The organism is Phycisphaeraceae bacterium, from assembly GCA_019636655.1.
Taxonomy (GTDB): domain Bacteria; phylum Planctomycetota; class Phycisphaerae; order Phycisphaerales; family UBA1924; genus JAHBXB01.
This window is the reverse complement of record JAHBXB010000005.1, coordinates 1-24,052: the sequence shown is the minus strand read 5'-3', so window position 1 is coordinate 24,052 and position 24,052 is coordinate 1. Positions and strand designations below refer to the sequence as shown.

At 68.3% G+C, this 24,052-nt stretch carries 22 protein-coding genes; 12 read left to right on the top strand and 10 right to left on the bottom strand.

Annotated features, from left to right (window positions below):
• Nucleotides 1-19: 19 nt before the first annotated feature.
• The 4 genes from KF745_13000 (at nucleotide 20) to KF745_12985 (ending at nucleotide 5,697) form a co-directional block, all read left to right on the top strand.
• Nucleotides 20-1,027 carry an MBL fold metallo-hydrolase gene (locus KF745_13000; GenBank protein ID MBX3359331.1) on the top strand — a complete coding sequence of 336 codons (1,008 nt, stop codon included), beginning with the start codon at nucleotides 20-22 and terminating at the stop codon, nucleotides 1,025-1,027.
• Nucleotides 1,028-1,116: 89 nt separating this feature from the next.
• Nucleotides 1,117-1,833: a hypothetical protein gene (locus KF745_12995; protein ID MBX3359330.1), complete on the top strand. Its 717-nt coding sequence runs from the start codon at nucleotides 1,117-1,119 to the stop codon at nucleotides 1,831-1,833.
• Nucleotides 1,834-1,946: 113 nt separating this feature from the next.
• Nucleotides 1,947-3,080, top strand: coding sequence for a hypothetical protein (locus KF745_12990; protein ID MBX3359329.1), 1,134 nt, complete (start codon nucleotides 1,947-1,949; stop codon nucleotides 3,078-3,080).
• A 436-nt stretch (nucleotides 3,081-3,516) separates the two neighbouring features.
• A complete protein-coding gene (locus tag KF745_12985) occupies nucleotides 3,517-5,697 on the top strand; it encodes a hypothetical protein (GenBank protein MBX3359328.1) in 2,181 nt (726 codons plus the stop codon).
• A 108-nt stretch (nucleotides 5,698-5,805) separates the two neighbouring features.
• Here KF745_12985 and queG read toward each other — a convergent pair whose 3' ends face one another.
• Entirely contained in the window at nucleotides 5,806-6,879 is a 1,074-nt protein-coding gene (gene queG / locus KF745_12980; protein MBX3359327.1) for a tRNA epoxyqueuosine(34) reductase QueG, read from the bottom strand.
• A gap of 21 nt (nucleotides 6,880-6,900) precedes the next feature.
• Nucleotides 6,901-7,776: a sugar phosphate isomerase/epimerase gene (locus KF745_12975; protein ID MBX3359326.1), complete on the bottom strand. Its 876-nt coding sequence runs from the start codon at nucleotides 7,774-7,776 to the stop codon at nucleotides 6,901-6,903.
• Between the two features lie 259 nt (nucleotides 7,777-8,035).
• Between KF745_12975 and KF745_12970 the strand changes: the two genes are divergently transcribed.
• A complete protein-coding gene (locus KF745_12970) occupies nucleotides 8,036-8,263 on the top strand; it encodes a hypothetical protein (GenBank protein MBX3359325.1) in 228 nt (75 codons plus the stop codon).
• 7 nt (nucleotides 8,264-8,270) lie between these two features.
• Here the strand turns inward: KF745_12970 and KF745_12965 are convergent, their stop codons facing one another.
• The 4 genes from KF745_12965 to rpsO all read right to left on the bottom strand — a co-directional run bounded on the left by KF745_12965 (nucleotide 8,271) and on the right by rpsO (nucleotide 12,482).
• Nucleotides 8,271-9,137, bottom strand: a complete 867-nt coding sequence (locus tag KF745_12965; protein MBX3359324.1) for a hypothetical protein — start codon at nucleotides 9,135-9,137, stop codon at nucleotides 8,271-8,273.
• 100 nt (nucleotides 9,138-9,237) lie between these two features.
• The gene (locus KF745_12960) at nucleotides 9,238-9,525 is read right to left on the bottom strand and encodes a cold shock domain-containing protein (protein MBX3359323.1); all 288 of its coding nucleotides are present in this window, start codon (nucleotides 9,523-9,525) and stop codon (nucleotides 9,238-9,240) included.
• Between the two features lie 269 nt (nucleotides 9,526-9,794).
• Nucleotides 9,795-11,936 (bottom strand): polyribonucleotide nucleotidyltransferase, encoded by a 2,142-nt coding sequence (gene pnp, locus KF745_12955; protein MBX3359322.1) that lies wholly within the window; start codon nucleotides 11,934-11,936, stop codon nucleotides 9,795-9,797.
• A gap of 276 nt (nucleotides 11,937-12,212) precedes the next feature.
• Nucleotides 12,213-12,482, bottom strand: coding sequence for a 30S ribosomal protein S15 (gene rpsO / locus KF745_12950; protein MBX3359321.1), 270 nt, complete (start codon nucleotides 12,480-12,482; stop codon nucleotides 12,213-12,215).
• A 143-nt stretch (nucleotides 12,483-12,625) separates the two neighbouring features.
• Here rpsO and KF745_12945 point away from each other — a divergent pair, with 143 nt between their 5' ends.
• Entirely contained in the window at nucleotides 12,626-13,876 is a 1,251-nt protein-coding gene (locus KF745_12945; GenBank protein MBX3359320.1) for a pyridoxal phosphate-dependent aminotransferase, read from the top strand.
• Between the two features lie 3 nt (nucleotides 13,877-13,879).
• Here the strand turns inward: KF745_12945 and KF745_12940 are convergent, their stop codons facing one another.
• Entirely contained in the window at nucleotides 13,880-14,740 is an 861-nt protein-coding gene (locus KF745_12940) for a segregation/condensation protein A (GenBank protein MBX3359319.1), read from the bottom strand.
• Nucleotides 14,741-14,818: 78 nt separating this feature from the next.
• Here KF745_12940 and KF745_12935 point away from each other — a divergent pair, with 78 nt between their 5' ends.
• The 4 genes from KF745_12935 to KF745_12920 are packed head-to-tail and all read left to right on the top strand — an operon-like array spanning nucleotide 14,819 to nucleotide 20,586.
• Nucleotides 14,819-15,904 carry a KpsF/GutQ family sugar-phosphate isomerase gene (locus KF745_12935; protein ID MBX3359318.1) on the top strand — a complete coding sequence of 362 codons (1,086 nt, stop codon included), beginning with the start codon at nucleotides 14,819-14,821 and terminating at the stop codon, nucleotides 15,902-15,904.
• Complete coding sequence (locus KF745_12930; protein ID MBX3359317.1) at nucleotides 15,901-16,434, top strand: HAD hydrolase family protein; 534 nt, start codon at nucleotides 15,901-15,903, stop codon at nucleotides 16,432-16,434. The genes KF745_12935 and KF745_12930 overlap by 4 nt, the downstream gene beginning before the upstream one ends.
• 43 nt (nucleotides 16,435-16,477) lie before the next feature.
• Nucleotides 16,478-19,546, top strand: a complete 3,069-nt coding sequence (locus KF745_12925) for a hypothetical protein (GenBank protein ID MBX3359316.1) — start codon at nucleotides 16,478-16,480, stop codon at nucleotides 19,544-19,546.
• A 29-nt stretch (nucleotides 19,547-19,575) separates the two neighbouring features.
• A complete protein-coding gene (locus KF745_12920; GenBank protein MBX3359315.1) occupies nucleotides 19,576-20,586 on the top strand; it encodes an NAD(P)-dependent alcohol dehydrogenase in 1,011 nt (336 codons plus the stop codon).
• Here the strand turns inward: KF745_12920 and KF745_12915 are convergent.
• Complete coding sequence (locus KF745_12915) at nucleotides 20,583-20,828, bottom strand: ribosomal protein L7/L12 (protein MBX3359314.1); 246 nt, start codon at nucleotides 20,826-20,828, stop codon at nucleotides 20,583-20,585. The two genes, KF745_12920 and KF745_12915, sit on opposite strands and share 4 nt — an antisense overlap.
• Before the next feature lie 87 nt (nucleotides 20,829-20,915).
• Here KF745_12915 and KF745_12910 point away from each other — a divergent pair, with 87 nt between their 5' ends.
• On the top strand, nucleotides 20,916-21,521 hold the full coding sequence (locus KF745_12910; GenBank protein MBX3359313.1) for a hypothetical protein: 606 nt from the start codon (nucleotides 20,916-20,918) through the stop codon (nucleotides 21,519-21,521).
• 120 nt (nucleotides 21,522-21,641) lie between these two features.
• A complete protein-coding gene (locus KF745_12905; GenBank protein ID MBX3359312.1) occupies nucleotides 21,642-22,955 on the top strand; it encodes a hypothetical protein in 1,314 nt (437 codons plus the stop codon).
• Nucleotides 22,956-22,967: 12 nt separating this feature from the next.
• On the opposite strand, the gene KF745_12900 is transcribed toward KF745_12905, so the two are convergent.
• Together KF745_12900 and KF745_12895 are read right to left on the bottom strand one after the other, a co-directional pair.
• On the bottom strand, nucleotides 22,968-23,357 hold the full coding sequence (locus tag KF745_12900) for a type II toxin-antitoxin system death-on-curing family toxin (GenBank protein MBX3359311.1): 390 nt from the start codon (nucleotides 23,355-23,357) through the stop codon (nucleotides 22,968-22,970).
• A 6-nt stretch (nucleotides 23,358-23,363) separates the two neighbouring features.
• The gene (locus KF745_12895; GenBank protein ID MBX3359310.1) at nucleotides 23,364-23,591 is read right to left on the bottom strand and encodes an AbrB/MazE/SpoVT family DNA-binding domain-containing protein; all 228 of its coding nucleotides are present in this window, start codon (nucleotides 23,589-23,591) and stop codon (nucleotides 23,364-23,366) included.
• Between the last annotated feature and the right edge of the window lie 461 nt (nucleotides 23,592-24,052).

Genomic DNA, 24,052 nt, shown 5'->3' with positions numbered 1-24,052 from the left:
GCCCTACGCTCTCTCCCGCATGACGACCACCTATTCCTGGCGGCTGCTGCGGGCAGGGGCGTTCCGCCTCGATGGCGGTTCCATGTTCGGCCTGATCCCCCGCACGGTCTGGTCCCGCGATGTCCCGACCGACGACCGCGGCCGCATCTCGGTGCAGCACAACTGCCTGCTTCTGGAGCGGGCCGGCCCGGCGCCCGCACCCGCCAAGGGGAGCCCCCCCCTCCCCTCCCCTCCCTCCTCCCCCCGCCTGATCGTGATCGAGTGCGGAACCGGCGACAAGCTCGACGCCAAGTCCCGCGACCTCTTCGCGATGGAAGAGCGATCCGTGATCGATGCCCTGCACGAGGCCGACTGCCGGTGCGAGGACGTCGAGGCCGTCGTCGTCAGCCACCTGCATTTCGACCACGCCGGGGGCCTGACGCGGCTCTGCCGCGGGGGTGAATCCCCGGATTGGACCGGCCCCGCCTCCACCTTCACCGGGGCCCGCGGCGACCACGGCGTCAAGGTCACGTTTCCCAACGCGACGGTCCATGTCCAGCGGCGCGAATGGGAGGATGCGATCGCCAACCGGAGCGTCATGACCCGGACCTACTTCCCCGACCACCTCCAGCCCATCCGCGAGCGACTCTCCCTGACCGACTCGCCACGCCCGTTCTCACCGGGGGTCACACCCGGGCGCGACGAGGCCCCCGCCGCCCCGGTTGCCCTGCGGGAAACCGAGATCTTCCCCGGCGTCAGCGTCTTCCTGACCCCGGGGCACACCTGGGGCCAGCAGGCCGTGAAGTTCACGGACACCGACGGTCAAACCATCGTCTTCACGCCGGACGTCATGCCGACTGTGAACCACGTTGGGGCCGCGTACAGCCTCGCGTACGACGTCGAGCCCTACACCAGCATGGTCACGCGCCGCTGGTTCCTGGAGGAGGCCGCCGCCGCGGGCTGGACGCTGGTGCTCGACCACGAGCCGGGCGACGCGGTCCGTCGCGTGGCCGCGAACGGCAAGGGGTGGTTCACCCTGCAGGCGTAGCCCGCCTGGGTGTTCCGTCCCGGCGCACGGATCGACGAGCGGATATGATCGAGTTTCGACCGGAACCCATTTGCTTGAACGCCACCGCCGTGAGAACCGCCGAACACTCCGAGCAAGGACCGCCGCTGGGGACCGCGCCCGCGGAAGGCGCCGGCGCGGGGCTGAACGGGTCGGCTGCCAAGGCGGGTGTGTCGGCGCCCCATCCGGCCCTGCACGACCACGATGACGAGCAGTTCGAGCCGGCCCCGGCGATGAGTTCCGCGGCGATCCCCCCCAAGAAGAGCTTCTTCGACAAGCTCGAGGCCTACATCAGCCGCCTCTCCACCCGCAACAACTTCTGGCACCGCGTCTGCTCCATCATCTGGCTCCCCCTGGCGGCCAAGAGCGGCATCCGCATGAAGCGGGTGGATGCCACGACCTTCGCGGCGGTCCTCCCCTTCCGCCGCTTCAACCGCAACTGGTACAACGCGATGGCCGGGGCGGCCCTGCTCGCCAACTCGGAGATCGCCGGCGGGATGTACGTCTTCGGCGTCTGCGGTGGTGATTACACGGTCGTATGCAAGCACCTGCAGTACCGCTTCCTCCGGCCCTGCTTCGGACCGGCGATCTACCGCCTCAAGCCGCGGGAGGCCATCGAGCCCCTGATCGCGACCGGGCGGGAGTTCAACCTGACAGTCGAGATGGACATCATCCAGCAGATCAAGAAGTTGGGCGGGAAGGACCGGCGCGTCGGGCGGTGCGAGGCGACGTTCCACGTGACGCCCAAGGCCCACCACAAGCAACGACGCCTGCGGGACTCGGCCTGATTCACGCCATCCACTCAAGCCACACGCCGGGGGGATCAGGGGCATCGGGCGGGCGCCCCGCGGTCCTCGCCTGGGCGGCCTACCTCGCCACATCATGGACCTGGTGCATCGGGATGTTCCTCCCCGTGCTGCTGATCCGCGACTTCGGCCCTCTCGGGTTCGTTGTGTTTGCGGTGCCCAACGTCGTCGGCGCCGCGGCGATGGCGTGGGTCCTGTCCAGGCAGGGCGCCAGCGAATCACTGGTCGCGCGACACCGCACTTCGATGCGGTGGTTCTCGATCGCGACCATCGCGTTCCAGTTCTTTGTCACCGGTGTGGTCGTCGCGACCACGGACGCCGTCTTCGGCTGGGGCCTCGGCGCCGCGGCGGTGTTCGCGATCGCGGTCCTTGCGGGATGGGCACTTCGACCGCCGTGTGTCGGCGTGGCAGCACTGTGCATCAGCGCGGTCCTCGCCGGGGTGTACCTGCTCCGGGGTGGCCCTGGCGGCCTGTTTGCCGGAGACCTCCCCGCGCCCGAGCTGCCGCGGAGCCACCTGCTCGGCCTCGCCGCGGCGTGCGGGTTCGGGTTCCTGCTCTGCCCCTACCTGGACCTCACCTTCCATCGCGCGAGGCAGTCGCTCACCGCGCCGGCGGCCAAGGCCGCCTTCGCCATTGGGTTCGGCGTGCTGTTCCTTGGCGCCATCCTCTTGACCGCGGCCTATGCAGGGATGTGGCTCGGGCAGTCGTGGTCGCGCGCGGCACTCGCCGTCGTGCTGGCGCACCTGCTCGTCCAGACCGGGGCGACGACCGGCTTCCATACGAGAGAGACGGCGGCGGCTGGCAAGGTGGGTGGAGTGGGAGAGATGGCAGCCCTTGCCGCGGTTCTCGCCGCGGGTGCCGGGTGGATCAGCACCTGCCCGATCTCCATCGCACCGGGGGCAGCGGACCTGAACGCCCGGTTTGAACTTGTCTACCGGCTGTTCATGAGTTTCTACGGCCTGGTGTTCCCAGCGTACGTCTGGATCTGCATGGCCGGCTCTTCAGCGGCCACAAAACCGCTGCGCCGGCGTCTGGCATGGTGGGTAACCGGTGTGGCCATCGCCGCACCGGCATTCTGGATCGGTTTCGTAGAGCGGGGCACGATGTGGACCCTGGTTGGAGTGGCGGTTGCGATTCTTGCGGGAATCTTCGGGAATCTTCGGGAAAAGGCCCAAATTGGAGGCCACCAATTCCGGTGCAACCGTGTGAAGATGGGGTGCGAAGAGTGAGGATCGATACCGGCCGTTCGGTACGGGTATCGGACTTGGGACTCGCTCAGCCGTGGGTTCCTCCCCAGCGACGCAACGCTGGGCCGGCGGGGCGATAACCCTGTCCGCCAAGGCGCGGAAAGATCGGGAAAACGTGGTCTGAGTGCAGTTTCAGCAAGGCCAAGGGTTCTGGGTGCGATATATGTGATGCCCTTGGCGCAGGGCGAATCTCGGTTAGACTAAGGTGAAGGCTGCCCTGGTTGGGCTCTAGGAGGTTCTCGTCATTTCGTGTGTGTAGAGGAGTCGTGCGGGGTGGGTTCCCTCTCGTGGGAGCCCTTGTGGTCGTTCCGCCGCGCCGCGGCTGAATGAACCGTTCGCGTTATGGTGTGGCAACAGGTGCCGGTCACGTTGACCGGCATGAGGTTGGCCCAACCTCACTATTTCGGAGGAAACTCGAATGAAAACGTGTCTCATCGCAGCGCTCTGCGCATCCGTCGGCTTGGCGACGAATGCAATGGCGCAAGTGAGCGTCCGCAAGACGGTCGCTCAATCGGCGAACCAGGTCCGCAAGGACATGCAGAAGGTCAAGTACCAGGCCGTCCAGCCTGATGTGGTCAACATCATGGCGTACCCGGACGGGTACGTCCCGCCGGCCAGCGACCTCCGCGCGGTCCAGGTGGTGTACGACAACACGAACACCGGCACCGTCTACGCCTACTCAGCGCAGCAGGTCCCCGCCCTGTTCAACCCGGCCCTCGAAGCCGTGACGATGCAGGGCTGGACAGCCGGCTCTCCGATTACGACGCTGAGCATCGGCGTACGCAAGATGATCCCCGCCTCTCGCACGTTCAAGATCTTTGTCCGCATCTGGGACAACGTGAACGCTGCGGCAGCGCCGGGCACCGACGTCAAGAGCGTGCAGCTCGGCCCGGATATGTTCTTCACCAACGGTGGAGCCGGGTTCACCGTCAGCGGCCAGTACACGGTCGGCTTCAATCTCGCGATGCCAGCGGGGATCATCCCGGCGGACAGCAACATCGGCGTCGAGATCCGCATGATCAACAACTCCGTGACGACCACGGCGGATGCGGCGCTCCTTGCCAACCTCGATACGAGCATGGGTTGCGACATCATGAGCACCCAGAGCGCCCTCGGCGGCACGTTCCCGCCGCCGAATGCCCCGTCCATCGGCACGCCGTATCCGGCGGACGGTGTCGGCCACTACTGGTTTGACAACAACGTGGCCGCGGCTGCGGGCCAGGCTCAGACGTTCCAGGATGGCCAGTTCTGGGCCGGTGATACGAACATCACCTTCTACGAAGACGTCTACGACACCGATGCGGGCGGTCAGAACTGGGGCAATGTCTACCTCAGGGTTTCTGCCGACATCGCTGGCATTCCGCCGCCAGTAAACAATAACTGCACAAGTGCGACTGTTGTGACGATGCCCGGTGGCGCCCCGTCCACCGTGACGATCGCCAATCAGACGACTCTCGGCGCGACGACCGACGCGCCGGTTCCCCCGGCCTGCGGCGTCGGCATCCCTGCGACCCAGCAGGGCGTCTGGTACTCCTTCACCGGCCGCGGCAAGGTTACGACCGCGTCGACCTGCGGCCCCGGCGCCTTCGACTCCGTCGTCGCTGTCTACTCCGGCGGCTGTGCCGCCCCTGTGTGCGTGGCCGGCGCGGACGATGCCGGACTCGGCTGCTCGACCAACCTTGACGCCGGAACGGCGACGTTCTGCGCGGCCAATGGTGTGCCTTACCTCATTTACGTCCGTCCCTTTGACGGCGTCACCGGCGGCAACTTCAGCCTCGTCGTGACGGAGGAGTCCACGAACTGCCCCGCCGCGGCGTGCACCCTTAACGCGACCGGCGCGACCGACCTGACCGGCCTCAACCCCACCTGCGGTGTTCCGTCCAGCCCCTTTGGCACCTGCGCCACCTCACAGACTGGTGCAGACTGCACGACCTACTTTGACAGCATCACACGCGGCGACGATGGCCTCGGCGGCAACGTCCGCGGCGTCGATGCGTTCCTCTACACGGCCGTGGACACCTCGTTCACCGTTGCTGTGAACTCCGAGTTCGCCGGCATCCTGTTCATGCTCGAGTCCGGCGACCCCTTCAACCCGTGCGCCGCGTTCCTGGTGGCCTCCCCTGGCCAGGCCAACTTCGTGACCTGCGTCCCCTACAGCCGGACCGTCTCCGGCGTGACCCCCGGCGATACGTTCCTGGTGCAGATCGCTCCGATGACCTTCGGCCCCGCCGGCGCCCCCGCCTGCGGCGCTCAGGGCACACACTACCGCATCAAGTTCTCATCGCCCCTGTGCCCGCCCGAGGGCCCGGACTGCTTCAACCGGACCGCTCCGCAGCAGGGCGGCTTCTTCGTGGCCGGCGGCGCGGACGGCACGGCGGACAACACCCAGTGCGTCGGCGACTGGGACCGCAACAACGTCGTCGAGCCCGCTGACATCGCGCAGTTCATCCAGACCTGGAACTTCGCGGTCAGCAACCCCGGTACGCCCGCGATCTATGCGGACGTCGATTGCAACGGCCTCGTTGAGCCGTCTGACATCGCCGTCTTCATCCAGTACTGGGTCGGCGGCACGACCCCGGGCAACCTGGGCTGCCCATAAGTTGATCCAGCTCCCGGTCCCTGACCGGGTCGTCTGAATCGAATCATCCGACGCCCGCGTGGAGACACGCGGGCGTCGCTTCTTTTGGGCCCGCCCGGACGCTTGCCCCTACCCCGTCTTCAGCGCCGCCGCGGCCGCCGAACGGACCATCTCCGCCTCGCCGGGATCCGACGCCGCTCGCTCCAGTTGCGAGCGCAGGGCCGGATCGTCCCGGGTCCGCAGCGCGTTGCCCGCGGCAATCGCCGCGTTGCGCCGCATCATCGGAAGGCTGATGCGCTTGAGCGCGCTGGATGCGAACGCCGCCCGCCGGCGTGACTCGGTCCACTCGAGGAGTTCGACCAGGTCAAAGCCGGTCGCCGCCGCGGAGTACTCCGGATTCGGGCCCGGGGATCCCGCGTGGCCGCCCGCCGGTCGCGCCGAGTTGTGCGGACACACCTCCTGGCAGACGTCGCACCCGGCCACCCATGATCCCATCGCCGCGTGCAGCAACCGATCGATCGGCGCCTCGTGCTCGATCGTCAGGTACGAGATGCAGCGTGACGCATCGACCGCGTAGGGCGCGATCGCCCCCGTGGGGCAGGCATCAATGCAGCGGGTGCACGCCCCGCACCGGTCGGGAATCGCTTCCTGGTCCGGCGGAACCGCGAGTTCGAGCGTGGTGGCGAGCCCGCCCAGCAGCAGGTAGCTCCCCAGCCGCGGATGGATCAGCAGCGTGTGCTTGCCGATCCACCCGAGCCCCGCGCGAAGAGCGTGCTCCCGCTCCATCACCGGTGCGGTGTCGACAAAGGACCGGAACGTGTGCTCTGGAAAGCGACCGCGGAGATCATCGGCCAAGATGTGCAGCCGTCGCTTGATCACGCGGTGGTAGTCCCGCCCGTGGGCGTAGCGGGCCACCCGGCCCCGCCCCTCCGGCGCGACCGGCGCTGCGCCGTCACGGGCGGCATAGAGGTCCCCCACCATCACCACGCTGCGAGCGCCGGGGATCAGCGCCCGGATATCGAGCCGCTCCGGAAGAAACTCCGTCAACCAGTCCATCTCTCCATGACGGCCCGCGGCGAGCCAGGCGAGCATCTCATCGGGCCGCGAAGCCGGGGCCGCGGGGGCGATCCCGGCGAGGGAAAATCCCAGGCGGCGGCAGCGATCCAGAACCTCGCCGGCGAGTTGTTCGGGCGTGGCGGGCACGGATCAATCGTAGAGTGGGGCTCAGGCCCTCACGGGCGAATCGACCGGGCGAGAGCCTGTCGGACCGCCGGCCTCCGCGATCCACGCAACCAGCGACCGCGCCGCCGCGGGGAGCACCTCGGCGGCGGCCGCGAGGTCCGGGAACCACAGCCGGTCCCACTCGTAGACCAGCGGGCCGTCGAATCCGGATTGGGCCAGCGCCGAGACGAACTCGCGTGCGGGCAGGTCGCCCGCGCCCAGGGCGCACGGCCTGCCGTTGCGAAGATCCTTGATCCGGGCCAGCCACAGCCGCGGCGCGAGCGTGGCGATACCGCGCCGGGGCTCCTCGCCCGCCTCGCGTGCCGCCGCGATGGAGTAACTCGCCCCCAGGAGCGGGCTGCCGACCGCATCGAGCACCTGCGCGACCTGCGCCGCGGTGGCGAACGAGCCGCCGTTCTCCAGGGCGACGCGGACGCCGGTGCGGTGGGCGTGGTCGACGACCGAGCCGAGCCGCTTCGCGATACGCCGCACCGCGGAGGCCCGGCCTTCCCTCGCGGGAATCTGAAAGCCGAAGACGCGGACCAGCGGCGCTTCGATGGCCACCGCGAGATCGACGGCCCGTCGAGCCTCCCGCACAGAGGCCTCCGTGTCCGAGATGACCAGCCCCAGGACGGGCGGCAGGATCGGCTCGTCGAACCGGCACGAGGTCGCGACGGAGAGGATCTCGACGCCGCGGGAGCTGAACAGGCCGCGGGTCTTGGCCTCGTCGGTCATCGCGGGGTCGCAGGCGATGGTGGTGGAGGCCGAGCCGAAGGTCCGCAGTTCGACGCCGGAAAAGCCGGTGTCCGCCGCGAGCTGCGCCGCGTTGGCGAGCGTCAACTCCGGGCAGGCGATCGTGCTGAATGCTGGTTTGATCATGCTGTCCTTGGGCTCCGGCCGGCGGGGGCGCTGTCGTCCGATACCCCGGATGGTACTGGGGGCGGGATCGTGGTCAACCCGAGATGGGACGTGCGGGTTTGACCATCATGCCGGGAGCACCGGCAGAACCGCCCGCCGGGCGGCCGGGGGCCCGACACGGGCTGCAGCCGCGCCAGGCGGGGTTCGATGCAAGGGAAAGGCCGTCGGTCCGGGGTTGCGTTTCCGCCCCGGGTCGGCAGCCGTCCCAGCGAGCCCCAACATGTCGATGCGTGCCGGGTGTGTTCGATCCCTGCGAGAGGCGCTGCCGGCGATCCTCTTCGCGGCAGCGGCGGCGGCGCTTATCGCCGGGTGCGAGGCTTCTGCACGAGACCGCCACTACGACGCCCACAGCCGCGTGCTGGTCCCAAACGAGGGCGCTGGCACCACCCTGGCCCTTCCCATAGCGCCGCCTTCGCGCGCTGTGGCCGGGGTGCCGTCGGGGGATTGACGGTCGGTCACACCGCGGGACTGGGCCTGGGCTGCGCGCCGCGCAGCCGGGGCAGGGTCACCGTAAAGACCGTGCCCTTCCCGACCTCTGAGACGACGTCGATCCGGCCGCCGTGCTCATCGACGAGCCGCCTCGATGTCGGCAACCCGAGCCCCGAGCCGCCCGACTTGGTCGTGAAGTACGGCGTAAAAACAGATTCGATCGACTCGGGCGGGATGCCCGGCCCGGTGTCCACGACGTGGATGCGCACCACGTCGCTGCGGTCGGTGTCGCGCGCGGCCCGCGTGCGCAGGATCACCTCGCCGATCGGCGATGCGGCCCGCGCGGCGTCGCTCGCGGGGCCAGGGTTGGTGCGTCCGGAGACGGCCTGCGTGGCGTTGATGAGCAGGTTCAGCAGCGCCTGCTTGACCGCCCGGGCGTCGATGTCCGCGACGATATCCTCCTTCGCCAGATCCGCGGTGAGCCGGATGCCCAGGCGGTTGGCCTCGGGCAGGTAGAAGTCGACAAGCTCCGAGACCAGCGCGTTGACATCCGTGGGCGCCCTGTCAAGGCGGACACTCCCGGCGAACGCCAGGAAGTCCGCGAGGATGTCGCGGAGCCGTTCGACCTCGCGCCGGAGCGTGCCGATCCGCATCAGCAGCCGCGAGCGGATATCCCCGGGGATCGGCATCTCTTCGATCTGCTCACCCAGGAGCTGCGCGTTGAGGCCGATGGTCGAGAGCGGATTCTTGATCTCGTGCGCAAGCCCCCCGGTCATGGCGCCGATGGCGGCCATCCGCTCCGCAGTCCGCGCACGCCGCTCGGCGGCCCGGGCCCGCTTGAGCCTCCGGCGCGTGACCAGCCACGCGCCGAACGCGGCGGCGGCAGCACCCACGGCAAATGCAAGAACCAGTTGCAGCAGCGGTGGATCTCCCCGGGACCGGCGAGTGTAGAGGCTCGCGGGTCAAGGGGCCGAGCACACACGACGGCGAAAATCAGCGGCGGGGCGAGCGCGCGTGCCCTCGCTTGGGCGGGATGGTCACCTCCGGGGAATCTACCCGGCGGACCTTCGTCGCGTGCCACCCCTTGTCCGTGAGGTTGGCGTCGTAGACCACCATCGAGCCGTCCTTGAGGACACGGAAGCCCTCGCCCTCGATCTTGGTGTAGTGGACAAAGATGTCCTGCCCCTCGGGACCGACGATGAAGCCGTACCCCTTCTTGGGGTCGAACCACTTCACCGCCCCGGTCACCTCGGTTATCGTGCGAACCTGTTCGTCACTCATCGTGTACCCCGCTTCGACGCACCGGCCCACGAGCAAGGGCGCGAGCGATCACGAACCCGACGACCTGAGGCTTCAGAGCCCCAGCAACCACGACGATGCCTCACCCAGGAGCACCTTCAATCTGTCCAAGCGCGACCGGGCAAAAGCTACTGGGAAAGTCTACCCAGATTATCAACAGATCGCTGGTGTGCCAAGGGCCAAGAACGAAACAAAGCACCCCCGCGTTTGCGGGGGTGCGGGGGATTCTGGAGAGGCTGGTAGTTAGGACCTCAGGCGGGCTGCTGCTCGGCCATCGCCGCCTTGCGGGACAGCTTGATCCGGCCCTGGTCATCCACATTGATGACCTTGACCTTCACCACGTCGCCCACCTTCACCACGTCGTGCACACTCTTCACGTACCCATCGGCCAGTTCTGAGATGTGGCACATGCCGTCAGTGCCCGGGGCCAGCTCGATGAACGCGCCGAAGTCCTTCGTAGAGACCACCTTGCCGGTGTAGACCGTCCCGACCTTGATCTCCTCCGCGAGGGCCTCGATCTCGGAACGGGCCATGTCGATCGCCTCGCCGTTCGGGGCGGCGAGGAAGACCGTGCCGTCGTCCTCGACGTCGATGGTGACGCCGTACTTGTCCTGCAGGCCACGGATGGTCTTGCCGCCCGGGCCGATCAGCTTGCCGATCTTCTCTGGGTTGATCTTGAGCGTAACCAGCCGCGGGGCCAGCACCGAGATCTCCGGGCGGGGCGCGGCGATGCACTGCTCCATCTTCTCGATGATCTCGAGCCGCCCGGTGCGGGCCTGCTCGAAGATCCGCTCGATCTGGGAGACGACCAGGCCGCGGGCCTTGAGGTCGAGCTGGATGCCAGTAATCCCGTCGCGGGTGCCGGCGACCTTGAAGTCCATATCGCCAAAAAAGTCCTCCTCGCCGATGATGTCGGTGACGAAGATCTCGTTCTGGTCGTTGTCATCCGAGAACCGGCCGACGGAGATGCCGGCGCACGTCGCCTTGATCGGCACGCCGGCGTCCATCAGCGCGAGACAGCCGCCGCAGACCGAGGCCATGGACGACGACCCGTTGGACTCGGTGATGTCCGAGACGATGCGGATGGTGTAGGGGAAGTCCTCGGGAGAAGGGAGGATGCCCATCAGCGACCGCTCGGCGAGGGCGCCGTGCCCGATCTCGCGACGGCCCGGGCCAGTGATCCGCTTGGCCTCGCCCGTGGCGAAGGGGGGGAAGTTGTAGTGGAGCATGAACTTCTTCGAGTACTCGGGGATCAGGCCGTCGACGATCTGCTCGTCCTTGCCGGTTCCGAGCGTGCACGAGACCAGCGACTGCGTCTCGCCTCGCTGGAAGAAGGCCGAGCCGTGCGTGCGGGCGAAGAGGCCCACGGCGGACTCGATCGGGCGGATCTCGGTGGGCTTGCGACCGTCGGCGCGGACGCCGGACTGAACGATCAGCCGGCGGGTGATCTTCTCCTCGAGCCGGCGGAACGCCTCCTTGGCCTGTGAGCGCCGCTTCACCGAGTCGGCGTACACCTCGTAGGTGCCGGTGGGGTTCAGCTTGAAGTGGGTATCAAGCAGGCGGTCGCGGAGCTGCTCGACCTTCTCCCCCCGCTCCTTCTTGGACTTGATCTGGCGGGCGGTGGTGAGTTCCGTCTCGATGGTCTTGCGGACAAACTCGGTGATCTCCTCGGTCGGCAGCGTCAGTTCACCGATCCGCTTCTCAACACCCGCCTTGCGAACCAACTCGTCGATGAGGCCCAACGTGTCCTTGACCGCCTCGTACCCGAACTCCACCGCACCCAGCACGCCCGCCTCGTCGACCTCGGCGGCCCCGACCTCGATCATGTTGATGCCGTCCTTGTGACCGGCCAGGACCATGTCGAGATCCGAGAACTCAAGCTGCGTGAGCGTGGGGTTGACAACGTACTTGGGGCCCTCCTCCGTGTGGATCCGGCCGACGCGGACCGTCGCCGTGGGGCCCTCGAAGGGGCAGTCGCTGATCGCGAGCGCGGCCGAGGCCGCGGTGCCCGCGAGCACGTCCGAGTCGTTCTCGCCATCGTGCGACATCACGAAGACCTGCACCTGCACCTCGTCGATGAACCCATCCGGGAACAGCGGGCGGATCGGGCGGTCGATCAGACGCATCGTCAGGATTTCGCGCTCGTTGGGCGCTCCCTCTCGCTTGCGGAACCCGCCGGGGAACTTGCCCGCGGCGGAGGTCTTCTCGCGATAATCAATCGTCAGCGGGAAGAAGTCCAGACCCTCGCGCGGCTTGGCCCGGACGACGGTCGCCAGCACGGTGGTCCCGCCGTAGGTCGCAACCACCGCGCCGTTGCACAGCTTGGCGACCTTGCCGGTTTCAAGGATGAGGGGACGGCCCGCGATTTCGCGCTCAACTCGGACGTACGCCATGTGGAATCTGCCTTCGCACCGTAATGGGTGCGGCTGTGGCCGGCGGGAGGGCCTCTCGCGCGATCTGGGCGGATAGGCCCGGGCTGGCCGGGGTGAGGTTGACCCGAACGGTCGCCTCAGGGGCAGAAGGCATGGGGCAGACGATCCCGATTACTCGGCCTGCTGAGCCGAGAAACCGGCGGCTGCCCGGTGCCCACTGCCGCCTCCGCGTCCGACGGGTGGTTCCGATTGACACAAGCGGCCCGCGGCTCTTTCGAGACGCGGGCCGAAGAAGAACTACTTTCGCAGGCCGAGCCGGGAGATGAGCCCCAGGTACCGTTCGCGATCGGCTCGTGCCAGGTACCGCAGCAGCCGGTTGCGCCGGCTCACCATCCGGATCAGGCCCCGGCGGCTGTGGTTGTCCTTCGCATGGCCGTCGAGGTGCTCGGCCAGTTCGTTGATCCGCGTCGTCAGGACGGCCACCTGGACTTCGGGAGATCCCGAGTCGGTGCCGTGGATGCGGTACTCAGAGACAACCTTGGACTTGCGTTCCGGGGCGATCGGCATAGTCAATCAATCCTGCGTTCAAGCGTGCGGTATGTTGCCGGCGATGGTAGGCTGATGCCCGTAGCCGATCAACGGTTTGGTGTCCGGACGGCCACTCTGGACAGCCGCTCTGGGGGGCGCCGCGACGGTGTAGGCTGTCCCCGATGCAACTGTCACGCCGAGTTCGTGCCCTCAAGCCCTCCGCCACGCTGGCGGTCGCCAACAAGGCCAAGGCGCTGGCCGCCCAGGGGGTAGAGGTCCTCTCCTTCGCTGCCGGCGAGCCGGACTTCGATACCCCACCCCCGATTGTCGCGGCGGCCATCGAGTCCCTGCGGGCCGGGCACACCAAGTACATGCCCACCGCAGGCGACCCCGCCACCAGGCGTGCCATCGCCGAGAAACTCTCGCAGGAGAACGCCATCCCGGGCGTGACCCCCGAGCATGTCGTGATCACGACCGGCGGCAAGCACGCGATCTACCTCGTCTTCCAGGCCCTCCTCGACCCGCCGCTCCCCGGCGAGGAGCCCTGGGATGTGCTGCTCCCCGTGCCCGCGTGGGTGAGTTACGACCCGATCGCCCGCCTCTCGGGCGGGCGGGTTGTGGAACTACCGACCAGCGCCAAGACAGACTTCAAGATCACGCCCGAGCAACTCGAGCAGGCGATCACCCCCAGGTCGCGGCTGCTGGTGATCAACTCGCCGAGCAACCCGTGCGGCACGATGTACACGCCCGAAGAACTAACCCTGATCGCCGCCGTCGTGGAGCGGGCCGCGGCATCGAAGGCCCCCGACCTTGTGGTGGTCAGCGACGAGATCTACGAGAAGATCACCTTCGGCGGCATCCCCCACTTCTCGATCGGTGCGTCGCCCGCCATCGCGGACCGCGTCGTCACCATCAACGGGATGAGCAAGGCCTACTCGATGACCGGCTGGCGCGTCGGCTACCTCGCCGGAAGCGGCGAAGCAGGGCTCCAGGTGGCCAAGGCGTGCGAGAAGCTGCAGGGGCAGACGACGACCAACGTCACGTCGTTCGTCTACTCCGCGGCGACCGTCGCCATCACGGCCTGCGGTGGCGAGGTGGAGCAGATGCGGCGCGCGTTCGCGCAGCGAGCCTCGATGATCTACGACCTCGCTCGGTCCATCACGGGCCTGTCGTGCGTGAAGCCGACCGGCGCGTTCTATCTGTTTATTGATGTGTCGGCGCTCTTCGGACGCACCTCCGCCGCCGGGCGGCGGATCGGGTCCGCGATGGACTTCGCCGAGGCGCTCCTCGACGAGCACCGCGTGGCCGTCGTCCCCGGCGAGGACTTCGGCGGCTGCGGCGCAAACCACGTGCGGATGTCCTTCGCCTGCTCCGAGGAGCAGATCGCCGAGGGGATGAACCGAATCGCCATCTTCGTTCGCGCCCTGACCTGAGGCTTACCCGGCGTGCGTCGCCGGCTCGGCCCCCGCCTCGGCCAGGTCCGGCTCACGCAGCGACAGGGTGATCTGCGCGTGCACGCGATCCTGCCGAACCTGGATCCGCCGCTGCCGCACCAGCTCGAGCATCGCCAGGAAGAGCCCGATCAGTTCCGTTCGCGTGCGTCCTGCGAAGATGCTGGCGAACGGGACCTCCCCCCGCCCGGCGGCGACACCCACGAGTCCGCCCTCCGGCTCGCGCCGCAGGTGCTCCAGGATGTCCTCTGCGTGCAACTCGATCGGCGTCTCATCGACAAGCACGTGGTGCTCGCCGACGCGGGTGAAGTCCACCGAGACCAGGATCTTCGAGAACGCATCGACCAGGTCGGCCAGCGTGACATCCTCGATATCGGTCGCGGCCTCGTCGGCCTGCTGCTCCACGATCGCCCTGATCGCCGCCGCGTCCGGGTGCGCCTTCGCGGCGGGGTACATCGCCTCCCAGCGGTCTCTCCGCTGCAGGAGCGCGTGGGCCGCATCGCGGTACCGCTTGTACTCCAGCAGTTGCCGCACCAACTCTGCGCGAGGGTCGATCGCGGCCTGCGCCGCCTGGGGCTGATCGGGGTTGTCGGGGTCCGCCTTCGCCGCCACCGGCGGCGCGAGCATGCGCGCCTTGATCTCCGTCAGCGTCGCGGCCATGACGAGGAACTCCCCCGCCGTGTCGATGTCGATGGTGTCGATGTCCCGCAGCGACTCGATGAACTGGTCGGCGATCACCGCGATCGGGATGTCCGTGACCTCCACCTCGGCCCGCCGGATCAGGAACAACAGCAGGTCGAGGGGGCCCTCGAAGGCGTCGAGACGGACCTGGTATTCGGTGGTCATAGGCTCTCTCTGCAACGGAGTTCCAGGGACTCTATCGCCCGGCCCGGCCGCGTGCGAGGGGTGCATAAACTAGGGACGATGGGCGAATCACCGAACGGGAAGCATCGGACAAAGAGCCCGGCACGCCGCAGCGGACGGCCGCCGGCGGGACGCCGGGGTGACCTGGCCTTCGCCGCGGAGGTCCTGCGGGCCGAGAGCCGGGCGGTCGGCGGGCTGGTGCGGCGCCTCGGGCCGGAGTTCCAGGCCGCGGTGGACGCTGTCGTGCGGTGCGCCGACGCCGATGGAACGGTGCTCGTCACCGGGCTGGGAAAGTCGGGGCATATCGCCCAGAAGATCTCGGCGACCCTCAAGTCGCTCGGCATCCCCTCCCACTTCGTCCACCCCACCGAGGCCGCCCACGGCGACCTGGGCAGCTTCCGCCGCCAGGACGTCTGCGTCGCCCTCTCCTACTCCGGCGAGACCGAAGAGGTCGTGGCCCTCGCCGCGATCCTCAAGCAGGACGGCATCCCGATCCTCGCGATCACCTCGGGACACCAGCGGGGCGCGAGGCGCGACGCCTCCGGCCTTGAGCGCGTCGCCACCCACGTGCTCGCGATCGGCGCGGTGGAGGAGACCGAGAAGATCTCCCCCGCCCCGGCCTGCTCCACCACGGCGATGCTCGCGCTCGGCGACGCCCTCGCCCTGGTCGCCTCCCGCCGCCGGAACTTCACCGTCGACGACTTCGCGAAGCGACACCCCGGCGGCTCGCTCGGCGGCCTCCTGCGGCCGGTGCTCGGCGCGCTGCGCTTCGAGGTTGGCAAGAACGTCGAGCCCGTGCCCGATGATGTGTCCGTCGCCGAGGCCCTCGAACTCGCCGACGGCGCGGTCCGGCGGCCCGGCGCCCTCCTGCTGGTCAACCGCAAGACCGGTGTGCTCACCGGCATCTTCACCGACGGCGACCTCCGCCGTCTCGTCCGCAACGACCCCGCCGACCTCCGCCGGCCCGTACGCGACCTGATGACCAGGTCGCCCCGCACCCTCCCCCACACCGCCCTGGTCAAGGACGCTGTCCGCCTGATGCGGGAGTTCCGCAGCGACGAGGTCCCCGTCGTCGACACCCGCGGCCGGCCCGTCGGCATCCTCGACGTCCAGGACCTGATGGCGATGAAAGTGGTCAGCGGATGACCCCGACCACCCGCATCTTCACCGATCCGGCGCACGTCAGGCTCCTGGCCCTCGACGTCGACGGCGTGCTCACCGACGGCTCCATCCTGCTCGACGACGACGGCCGCGAGATCAAGCGCTTTAACATCCGCGACGGCCTCGGCCTCCGAGTCTGGACCCGCCTCGGCTTCGGCGCCGCCGTGGTCACCGGTCGCTGCGGCCGCTCCGTGCAGCATCGCATGGCGGAACTCGGCGTAGGTGAGGTCATCCAGGGGTCGAAGGACAAGGCCGAGTCGCTCGCTCTGCTCGAGACCCGCACGAACATCCCCCGCGAACACATGGCCTTCCTCGGCGACGACTGGCCCGACCTCGCGATCATGTCCCGCGTCGGCTACCCGATGGCCGTCGGCGACGCGGATCGGCGCATCATCGAGAAGGCCGCGTTCGTCACCCGCAGCCTCGGCGGCCGCGGGGCCGTCCGCGAAGCCGTCGAGCACCTGCTCGCCGCCAAGGGAATGATGGACCGTGCCGTGGGCCTGTACGACGCCTGATGGACGACCGTGTGCACCACCCCGGGGTGGTTAGGATGGCGCGATGACCGATTCCGCACGGCGAAGACTGACCCCCAAGACCACGGGCCTCCTGCTCGCCGTCGCGTTCGCGCTCATCGGCGCCGGCGTCACCCTCTTCCTCTGGGCCCGCAGCGGATCGTCCCCGGAGCGCCGCGTCGGCGTCATCCCCACCCCGAAGGACATCGGCAAGCCCCCCGCCGCGGGCGAGACCGGCCCCAGCGGGTGGGGCAAGCTGACGTTCGTCCAGAAGGAGGATCCCACCCGTGCCGCCGGCGAACTCCAGTGGGAAGCCCTCGAACCCACCGAAGAGCGCGGCCGCTCCAACATCACCAAGCCCAGGGCGTGGATCTACCTGCGCGACGGCCGCACCCTGCACATCCAGGCCGAGAAGGGCCGCATCTACATGCCCGAGCAGGGCCAGCAACCCGAGAGCGGCCGCTTCGAGGGCGGCGTGCTCGCCCGCCTCTACGACCCGACCGAAGCCTCCCGCCCCGTCGACCTCGACCACGACCGCCCTGTCGGCATGTACTTCTCCCAGAGCGCCAACTTCGACATGCCCAAGGGCGAGTTCTCCACCCTCGATCCCGTCCTCGTCGCCACACCCAGCCTCGAGTTCCGCGGCTCCGACATGGTCATGGTCTTCAACCGCGTCCTCGAGCGCCTCGAGTTCTTCGAACTCCGAAAGGGCGACTCCCTCCGCTTCACCCGAAGCCCGGCGAGCGACGCGCCGCCGAAGACCGCAGCCGCCCCGCCCACCCCCGCCGCTCCATCCACCCAGCTCCCCGCCTCCGCCAACGCCACTCCAGCCCCCCCACCGACACCGCGTGAAACCATCTACCAGGCCGTCTTCGGTGAAGACGTCAAGGTCCGCCAGATGGGCCGCACCCTCGCGGCCGATGCCCTCGACGTCTGGGTACGCCTGATCGACAACCAGTTGCCCCCCGCCGCCCTCGGCCCCTCAACCACCAACGCCCCCGCGCCGGAGCACACGACAACGCCGGCCGCCCCACCCTCGTCCTCCGCTTCGGCCAACCCCGCCAGTTCGCCCCCTCCCAACGCTCCCACTGCCCCGTCCCCGCAACACGAGACCGCTGTCGCCGCCGCGGGCGATCCCGTCTCCCTCGCCGGCCAGCGAGACGACGACATCGTCCTCACCTGGGCGGGCCGCCTCACCATCACCCCGATCGAGACCGCCCCTTCCGAACTCGCCAGGAACAACCACATCGCCCTCCGCTTCACCGCGGACAAGGCCGGCAAGGTCACCCTCAGCGACACCGACGCCGGCGTCTCCGGCTCCTGCGTCTGGATCGGCTACCTCGCCACCATGAAGGACCTGATCCTCGCCGGCCGCGGCGCGAACGACGTCGTCCTCAAGACCGACGACGGCAAGCGAGCCACCGTCGGCCGCTTCGAGATCAACCTCGCCTCCGGCGTCAGCCACATCCCCGGCGGCGGCGTCCTTGAAGACAACCAGCGCCGCATCACCTGGTCCGACCAGGCCGACTACCAGTTCGCCACCGGCCCCGACCACTGGGTCACCGGCACACTCGAAGAGGCCGCGTTCACCGGCTCGGTCGTCGCCAAGGACAAGCGGTCCACGCTCAGCGGCGAGTTCCTCCACGTCGCCTTCATGCCCGTCGAAGGCGAGGCACTCGCCCCCAGCCACGTGAAGATCGAGGGCAACGCCAAGGGCGACGCCGGCGACGGCGGCCAACTCCGCGCCGACACGATCGATGTCCGCTTCCAGCGCTCCCCCGATGGCCGCCGCTCCGACCCCGAGCTGCTCACCGCCGTCGGCAGCGTCCAGGCCACCCGCCGGGGCGCCACCCTCAAGGCCGATTGGCTCGAAGCCGGCCTCACCCCCGAGAAGCCCGCCCCTTCCGCCGACGGCGCCGAGTCCCCCGACCGCGTCGCCGTCTCCAAGGTCTGGGCCAAGGGCTCCATCGAGTACACCGATCTCGATTCCGTCCGCGCCACCGCAGACGAACTCCACGCCGACGCCCCCGCCAAGACCGCCCTCCTCACCGGCCCCACCGCCAGCGTCGGCAAGGGCCGCTCAATCGCCACCGGCGAGCGCATCCTCCTCGACGGCGCCCGTCGCGACGTCCACATCACCACCCCCGGCCGATTCACCCACCGCCAGCGCGCCGCCCCCTCCCCCTCCGACGAGCAAGGCCTCGGCGAAACCCTCGAGGTCACCTGGGGCTCATCCATGCGCTTCGATGACCTCAACGGCCAGGTCGAGTGCGACGGCGAAGTCGTCGCCGCGACCGACCCCGACGGCCTCGTCGTCCGCGTGGTCCGCGGCGACCGCCTCACCCTCGCCCTCTCCCCCGCCCCCCCGCAACCCGCCGACGCTCCTGCCGCGAACCTCGCCGACAAACCCCTCGGCGATCGCCGCCTCCTCCACGCCGCCGTCTTCGGCTCCGAGGCCGCCCCTGCCACCGCCGAAGCCCGCTGGTACGAGGCCGACGCCGCGGCCGACAACGGCAAACGCCTCACCCGCTTCCTCAAGATCTACGGCGCCACCATCGACAGCGACCCAGACTCCGGCGTCATGTCCGTCCCCGGCGCCGGCCGCGCCGCGGCCTTCGATGGCCGCTCGCCCGACACCGCCCAGGGCCCCGGCTCCCAGTCCCTCCGCGGCGCCTCGCTCTTCACGTGGACCGGCGGCATGAACTACAACCAGGCCTCGGGAGCCCTCGACCTCCTCCGCGGCGTGACCCTCGTCCACCGCCCCCTCAACGGCGGCGAGCCGATCCGCCTCGAAAGCGAGAGCCTCCAGGCCACCATGCGCCCCCGCGCCGACTCAACGCCCGACTCCGACGCCGCCGCCCGCGGCACGCAACTGACCGCCATCGCCGCGCAGGACGCCGTCTACGTCGAATCCGGCCTCCGCAAACTCATCGCCGACACCCTCTCCTACGACGCGACCACGGATGTCATCGAAGCCGCCGCCGCGCCCGACAACCGCATCACGCTGTACGACGACTCGAAGGGCACCGTCCTCAACGCCAGGAAACTCCGCTGGGACCGCGCCCACGACCGCGTCGAAATCAAAGAGCCCTCGCCGATCACAGCGCCGCGATAGTCGCACGACCACCCCCCCGGAGCACTCCAATGAAATCCATCGATGCGTGGGTCGCCACCAACGCCAAAGAGCCGCTCGTCCACCAGAAGATCGACCTCGGCCCCCTCGCCCCCGAGGACGTCGAAGTCGCCGTCGACCACTGCGGCCTCTGCCACTCCGATCTCTCCGTCCGCAACAACGAGTGGGGCATCTCCCAGTTCCCGGCCGTCCTCGGCCACGAGGTCATCGGCCGCATCACCGCCGTCGGCTCCGCCGCCAAGGGCCTCCAGGTCGGCCAGCGCGTCGGCGTCGGATGGAACTCGGGCAGTTGCATGCACTGCCGCCAGTGCATGTCGGGCGACCAGCACCTCTGCCTCCAGGCCCAGCCCACCATCATCGGGCACCGCGGCGGGTTCGCCAGCCACGTCCGCTCCCACTGGGCCTGGGCCATCCCGCTCCCCGATCAACTCGATTTCGCCGAGGCCGGCCCCCTGCTCTGCGGCGGCATCACCGTCTTCAACCCCATCGCGATGTTCGCCAAGCCCACCAGCCGCGTCGGCATCGTCGGCATCGGCGGTCTCGGCCACATGGGTCTGAAGTTCGCCGCCGCCTACGGCTGCGACGTCACCGCCTTCACCTCCAGCGAAAGCAAGTTCGACGAGGCCCGCGGCTTCGGCGCCAACCACGTCGTCTCCAGCCGCGACTCCGCCGCGATCAAGAAACTCGCCGGCGCCTTCGACCTGCTCGTCGTGACCGTCAACGTCCCCCTCGACTGGGACGCCCTGATCGCGTCGCTCGCCCCCCGCGGCCGCCTGCACGTCGTCGGCGCGGTGCTGGAGCCGATCCCGGTCGCCGCCTTCCCCATCATCATGGGCCAGAAGAGCGTCTCCGGCTCCCCCACCGGCTCCCCCGTCGCGATGGAAACGATGCTCGATTTCGCCGCGCGCCACAGCATCACGCCGCAGACCGAGCACATGCCGATGAGCCGCATCAACGAAGCCTTCGAACGGCTCCAGGCCGGCAAGGCCCGCTACCGCATCGTCCTCGATGCGGACTTCTAGCCAGGCCGCTCACACCCCCGCTCGACCGCCTCCTTCGCCTCCGCCAGCCCGACGCCCGTGCGCTCCCGGTACGCCTTGATCGCGCCGATCTTGTTCCCGGCCGCGGCCATCGCGCGGATGTCCTCCATCCCGTCCACCGGCATCTCCACCTGGAGAAAATCCAGCAACGCATCCAGTTTCCGCTCGATCCGCGCGAGCTGGGCAGCACTCGCATGCCCACCCGAGTTGGAAAAGAGTCCCATGCTTGATCCTCCGCAAGTCGACCACGAGGGGGCTCAAAGGGGTTATCGACGCGCCGCCATTCTCACCCCAATCTGTACACTGAATCCATGGCGCGACCCCTCCGCACCACTGCAATCTGCCTCCTCCTCGGGGCCATCACCACCGTCCTCGTCGCGTGGAGCTGCCTGTGGTGGCCGAGAGTCAACATGTACGACTTTGGCTACGAGGGGTGGCCGATCGACCTTGGGCCCAACTGGCCGCCCGCCCCAGGATCTACTTCGGGCTTTGTCGAAATCGGCCATTGCGGCGAGTTCGCGGCTTCTTCGCCCGAATACAGCGGTCTTGCCATCGTCTTCTGCGACACGTGGGGCTTCCCATTCCCATGCCTTTCGATGGGACGTTGCATCGATTCCCGAAGCCTTGAAGTTGGCGGGGAATTCGGACAATGGCAACTCGCCCCGGCCAACTCGCATTGGCTGGCCATTCCCTACCTCCCCGTTCGCCCGAAGTGGCCGGCGCTGGCCTTCAACACTGCCTTCTACGCCGCCCTCTTCGCTTCGATCTGGATGGGCCCGAGCGCCATCCGCCGCACCCTCCGCTCCCGCCGCGGCCAATGCCTCTCCTGCGGCTACACGATCGGAACCGCCGACGCCTGCACCGAATGCGGCAGCCCCGTCTTGCACCCCCGAGCCCGAAGGGCTCCAAGTGCGTAGCCGGGGTCGCGGCGAGGAGTCCGCGACGAGCCACACCCCGGACCGCCCCCCCGTTCACCCATACCCCAAAGGGGTTATCAAAGCAACCGCCCCACTCGCACCAACCTGTACACTTCTCCCATGGCGCGTCCCCTACGCACCGCCACAATCTGCCTCCTCCTCGGCGCCATCACCACCATCCTCATCGCGTGGAGCCGCCCGTGGTGGCCCGCGCTGGAACGCTTCGAAGTCCCAAGGCCAAATCAGTGGCCGATCGATGTCGGGCCCGAGTGGCCAGCCGCCCCGGCCAGCATCTCAGCCACCGCCGAGATCGGCCTGCTTGCCGAGTTCGCCTCTTCCGAACCATTCCCATGGTCCGATCGCTCCGAGAGCCTCCTCAAACCAACCGATGCCGATCCCAAGCCCGGCACCACTCGGCCCAATCTCTTCGTCCGCAGTGTGACATACGGCTTCCCCTTCCCATGCCTCTCGATCGCGAGAATCAGCGTGCTCAGTCAGTCACCTGCCGCACCGGAGAGAATCGCCGGCGGCTGGCGGGTCGCCGCGCCCGGATCGCGGTGGGCCGCCAGGACCGATGGCATGCTGCCCGTGCATCCGCTCTGGTCCGCCCTCGCGCTCAACATCGCGTTCTACACCGCCCTCATCGCGGCAGTGTGGTTGGGCCCCGGAGTCGTCCGCCGCAAACTCCGGTCCCGCCGCGGCCTGTGCACCGCGTGCGGATACCCAATCGGCGCCGCCAAACGCTGCACGGAATGCGGAGAGCCCGTCCACTCCCGCGGCCATCCACCATGGACGAGCTCGCTCCGCGCCACGTTGATCTGTTTTCTCCTCGGCGCCGTCACCACCGTGCTCGTCGCGTGGAGCTGCCTGTGGTGGCCCCCGATGCGACGCAGTTACGCGAGTCACTACACGTGGCCGATCGATCCGGGGCCTGAATGGCCCACGGCCTCCGATCCCACGGAGGTTGAGACCACGATCGGCTCTCGCAACGAAACTGCCCTCGGATTCGGCGATGCCGGAGTACTCGTCGTCAGCCGTAAGACATGGGGCTTCCCGTTCCCATGCCTTTCGATGGCGTCAATCAGCATCACCAATCCCCAACGCAATCACCGTACCGGAACGGTGATCGGAGAATGGCACGTTGCCCCCGCCGGATGGATCCCACAAACTCGTGGAGTACTGCCCACGAGCCCGGCATGGCCCGCCTTCTTCATCAACACGGCTTTCTTTGCCACGTTCATCGCCGCACTCGCGATGGGCCCGGGCACGATCCGCCGCACCCGCCGCACCCGTCGCACCCTCCGCTCCCGCCGCGGCCTGTGCACCGCGTGCGGATACCCGATCGGAACCGCTAAAACCTGCACCGAATGCGGCAGCCCCGTGTCGCATGAAGCCCGAAGGACTCAAATGGGTAGCCAGGGGTCGCAGCGATAAGTCCGCGACAAGCTACAGCCCCGCCGCTCGCTCCCGCAAGAACCTCGCAATCCGATTCTTGTCGATCTCCCCACGCGCAACCGCCAACACCATCTCGGCCAACTCGTCATTGTCGGCGTCGATCTCTACCCCATTCACATCGAGAAACACGATCGCCGCGACCGTTCCAGTCCGCTTGTTGCCATCCACGAACGGATGGTTCTGAACAATGTGGAACAGGTACGCCGCAGCCATCCCAAAGAGATCGCCATGGAGTAGCGACCCGCCGTACATCGCTCGCGGAGTCTCCACGGCTGAAATCAACAGCCCCGGGTCTCGCAAGTCGGCGCTCCCGCCGTAGCGCTCGACCTGGTCCGCATGAATGCGAAGCACCTCATCAACGCGGAGAAACTGCGGCTCCACAAGGACCTACTCGGCGAGCCGCTTGAGAGCCTTGCCATACCGGCGATTCGCCTTCTCCAGCGACCGCGACACTCGCTCCTCACGATCTGTGTCGCGCTGCGGCGTGATCGTCAGCACCTTGCCGTCGGTGCTGACTTCGAGCGGCGAATCCGGCCGGATCTTGAGCAACTCGAGGATCGGCTTGTCGATCACGAGGGCGTAGCTGTTGCCGTGCTTGGTGAGCGTCTTGACCAATCAAAGCCTCCTTACCAAGGTGACACACCGTCAATACACAGTATATACATCGGCTGTTCGCTCGCCACCCTGAATGACGATCCGCGGCCAACTGGCAGGTGGCACCGATATCGTGCCACCGACTCAACCGGCTCTGCGGTTGAGTCGGTGCATCCTGCCCTCCGGCACCACCCCGCCACTCCCCGCCGGAGGGAGTAGCAGAGGGAACCAGCATGGTTCCCTTTGCACCCGCAACCCTCCGCCCCACCGCAAGACCCTCGCGCAACTCCTCACCAATTCACCACTTGGACGAATTGTACATATTCCTATCAAAACCCTATTGACATACCGTCAAAAACCCGTATCCTGCACGGGTCATGCTCAACCTCCCCTCCTCCTTCAACCCCTCCCCCGGCCTCGCGGCCAGAATCCTCGATTCCGTCACCGACCCCACCCTCACCCTCCGCGACGTCGCCGACCTT

Bases quoted from the DNA above. Each gene is read 5' to 3' on its own strand.
- KF745_13000 (MBX3359331.1), top strand. From the start codon at position 20: ATGACGACCACCTATTCCTGGCGGCTGCTGCGGGCAGGGGCGTTCCGC.
- KF745_12990 (MBX3359329.1), top strand. From the start codon at position 1,947: ATGTTCCTCCCCGTGCTGCTGATCCGCGACTTCGGCCCTCTCGGGTTC.
- KF745_12985 (MBX3359328.1), top strand. From the start codon at position 3,517: ATGAAAACGTGTCTCATCGCAGCGCTCTGCGCATCCGTCGGCTTGGCG.
- KF745_12975 (MBX3359326.1), bottom strand. From the start codon at position 7,776: ATGATCAAACCAGCATTCAGCACGATCGCCTGCCCGGAGTTGACGCTC.
- KF745_12970 (MBX3359325.1), top strand. From the start codon at position 8,036: ATGTCGATGCGTGCCGGGTGTGTTCGATCCCTGCGAGAGGCGCTGCCG.
- KF745_12960 (MBX3359323.1), bottom strand. From the start codon at position 9,525: ATGAGTGACGAACAGGTTCGCACGATAACCGAGGTGACCGGGGCGGTG.
- pnp (MBX3359322.1), bottom strand. From the start codon at position 11,936: ATGGCGTACGTCCGAGTTGAGCGCGAAATCGCGGGCCGTCCCCTCATC.
- rpsO (MBX3359321.1), bottom strand. From the start codon at position 12,482: ATGCCGATCGCCCCGGAACGCAAGTCCAAGGTTGTCTCTGAGTACCGC.
- KF745_12945 (MBX3359320.1), top strand. From the start codon at position 12,626: ATGCAACTGTCACGCCGAGTTCGTGCCCTCAAGCCCTCCGCCACGCTG.
- KF745_12940 (MBX3359319.1), bottom strand. From the start codon at position 14,740: ATGACCACCGAATACCAGGTCCGTCTCGACGCCTTCGAGGGCCCCCTC.
- KF745_12935 (MBX3359318.1), top strand. From the start codon at position 14,819: ATGGGCGAATCACCGAACGGGAAGCATCGGACAAAGAGCCCGGCACGC.
- KF745_12930 (MBX3359317.1), top strand. From the start codon at position 15,901: ATGACCCCGACCACCCGCATCTTCACCGATCCGGCGCACGTCAGGCTC.
- KF745_12925 (MBX3359316.1), top strand. From the start codon at position 16,478: ATGACCGATTCCGCACGGCGAAGACTGACCCCCAAGACCACGGGCCTC.
- KF745_12920 (MBX3359315.1), top strand. From the start codon at position 19,576: ATGAAATCCATCGATGCGTGGGTCGCCACCAACGCCAAAGAGCCGCTC.
- KF745_12915 (MBX3359314.1), bottom strand. From the start codon at position 20,828: ATGGGACTCTTTTCCAACTCGGGTGGGCATGCGAGTGCTGCCCAGCTC.
- KF745_12910 (MBX3359313.1), top strand. From the start codon at position 20,916: ATGGCGCGACCCCTCCGCACCACTGCAATCTGCCTCCTCCTCGGGGCC.
- KF745_12905 (MBX3359312.1), top strand. From the start codon at position 21,642: ATGGCGCGTCCCCTACGCACCGCCACAATCTGCCTCCTCCTCGGCGCC.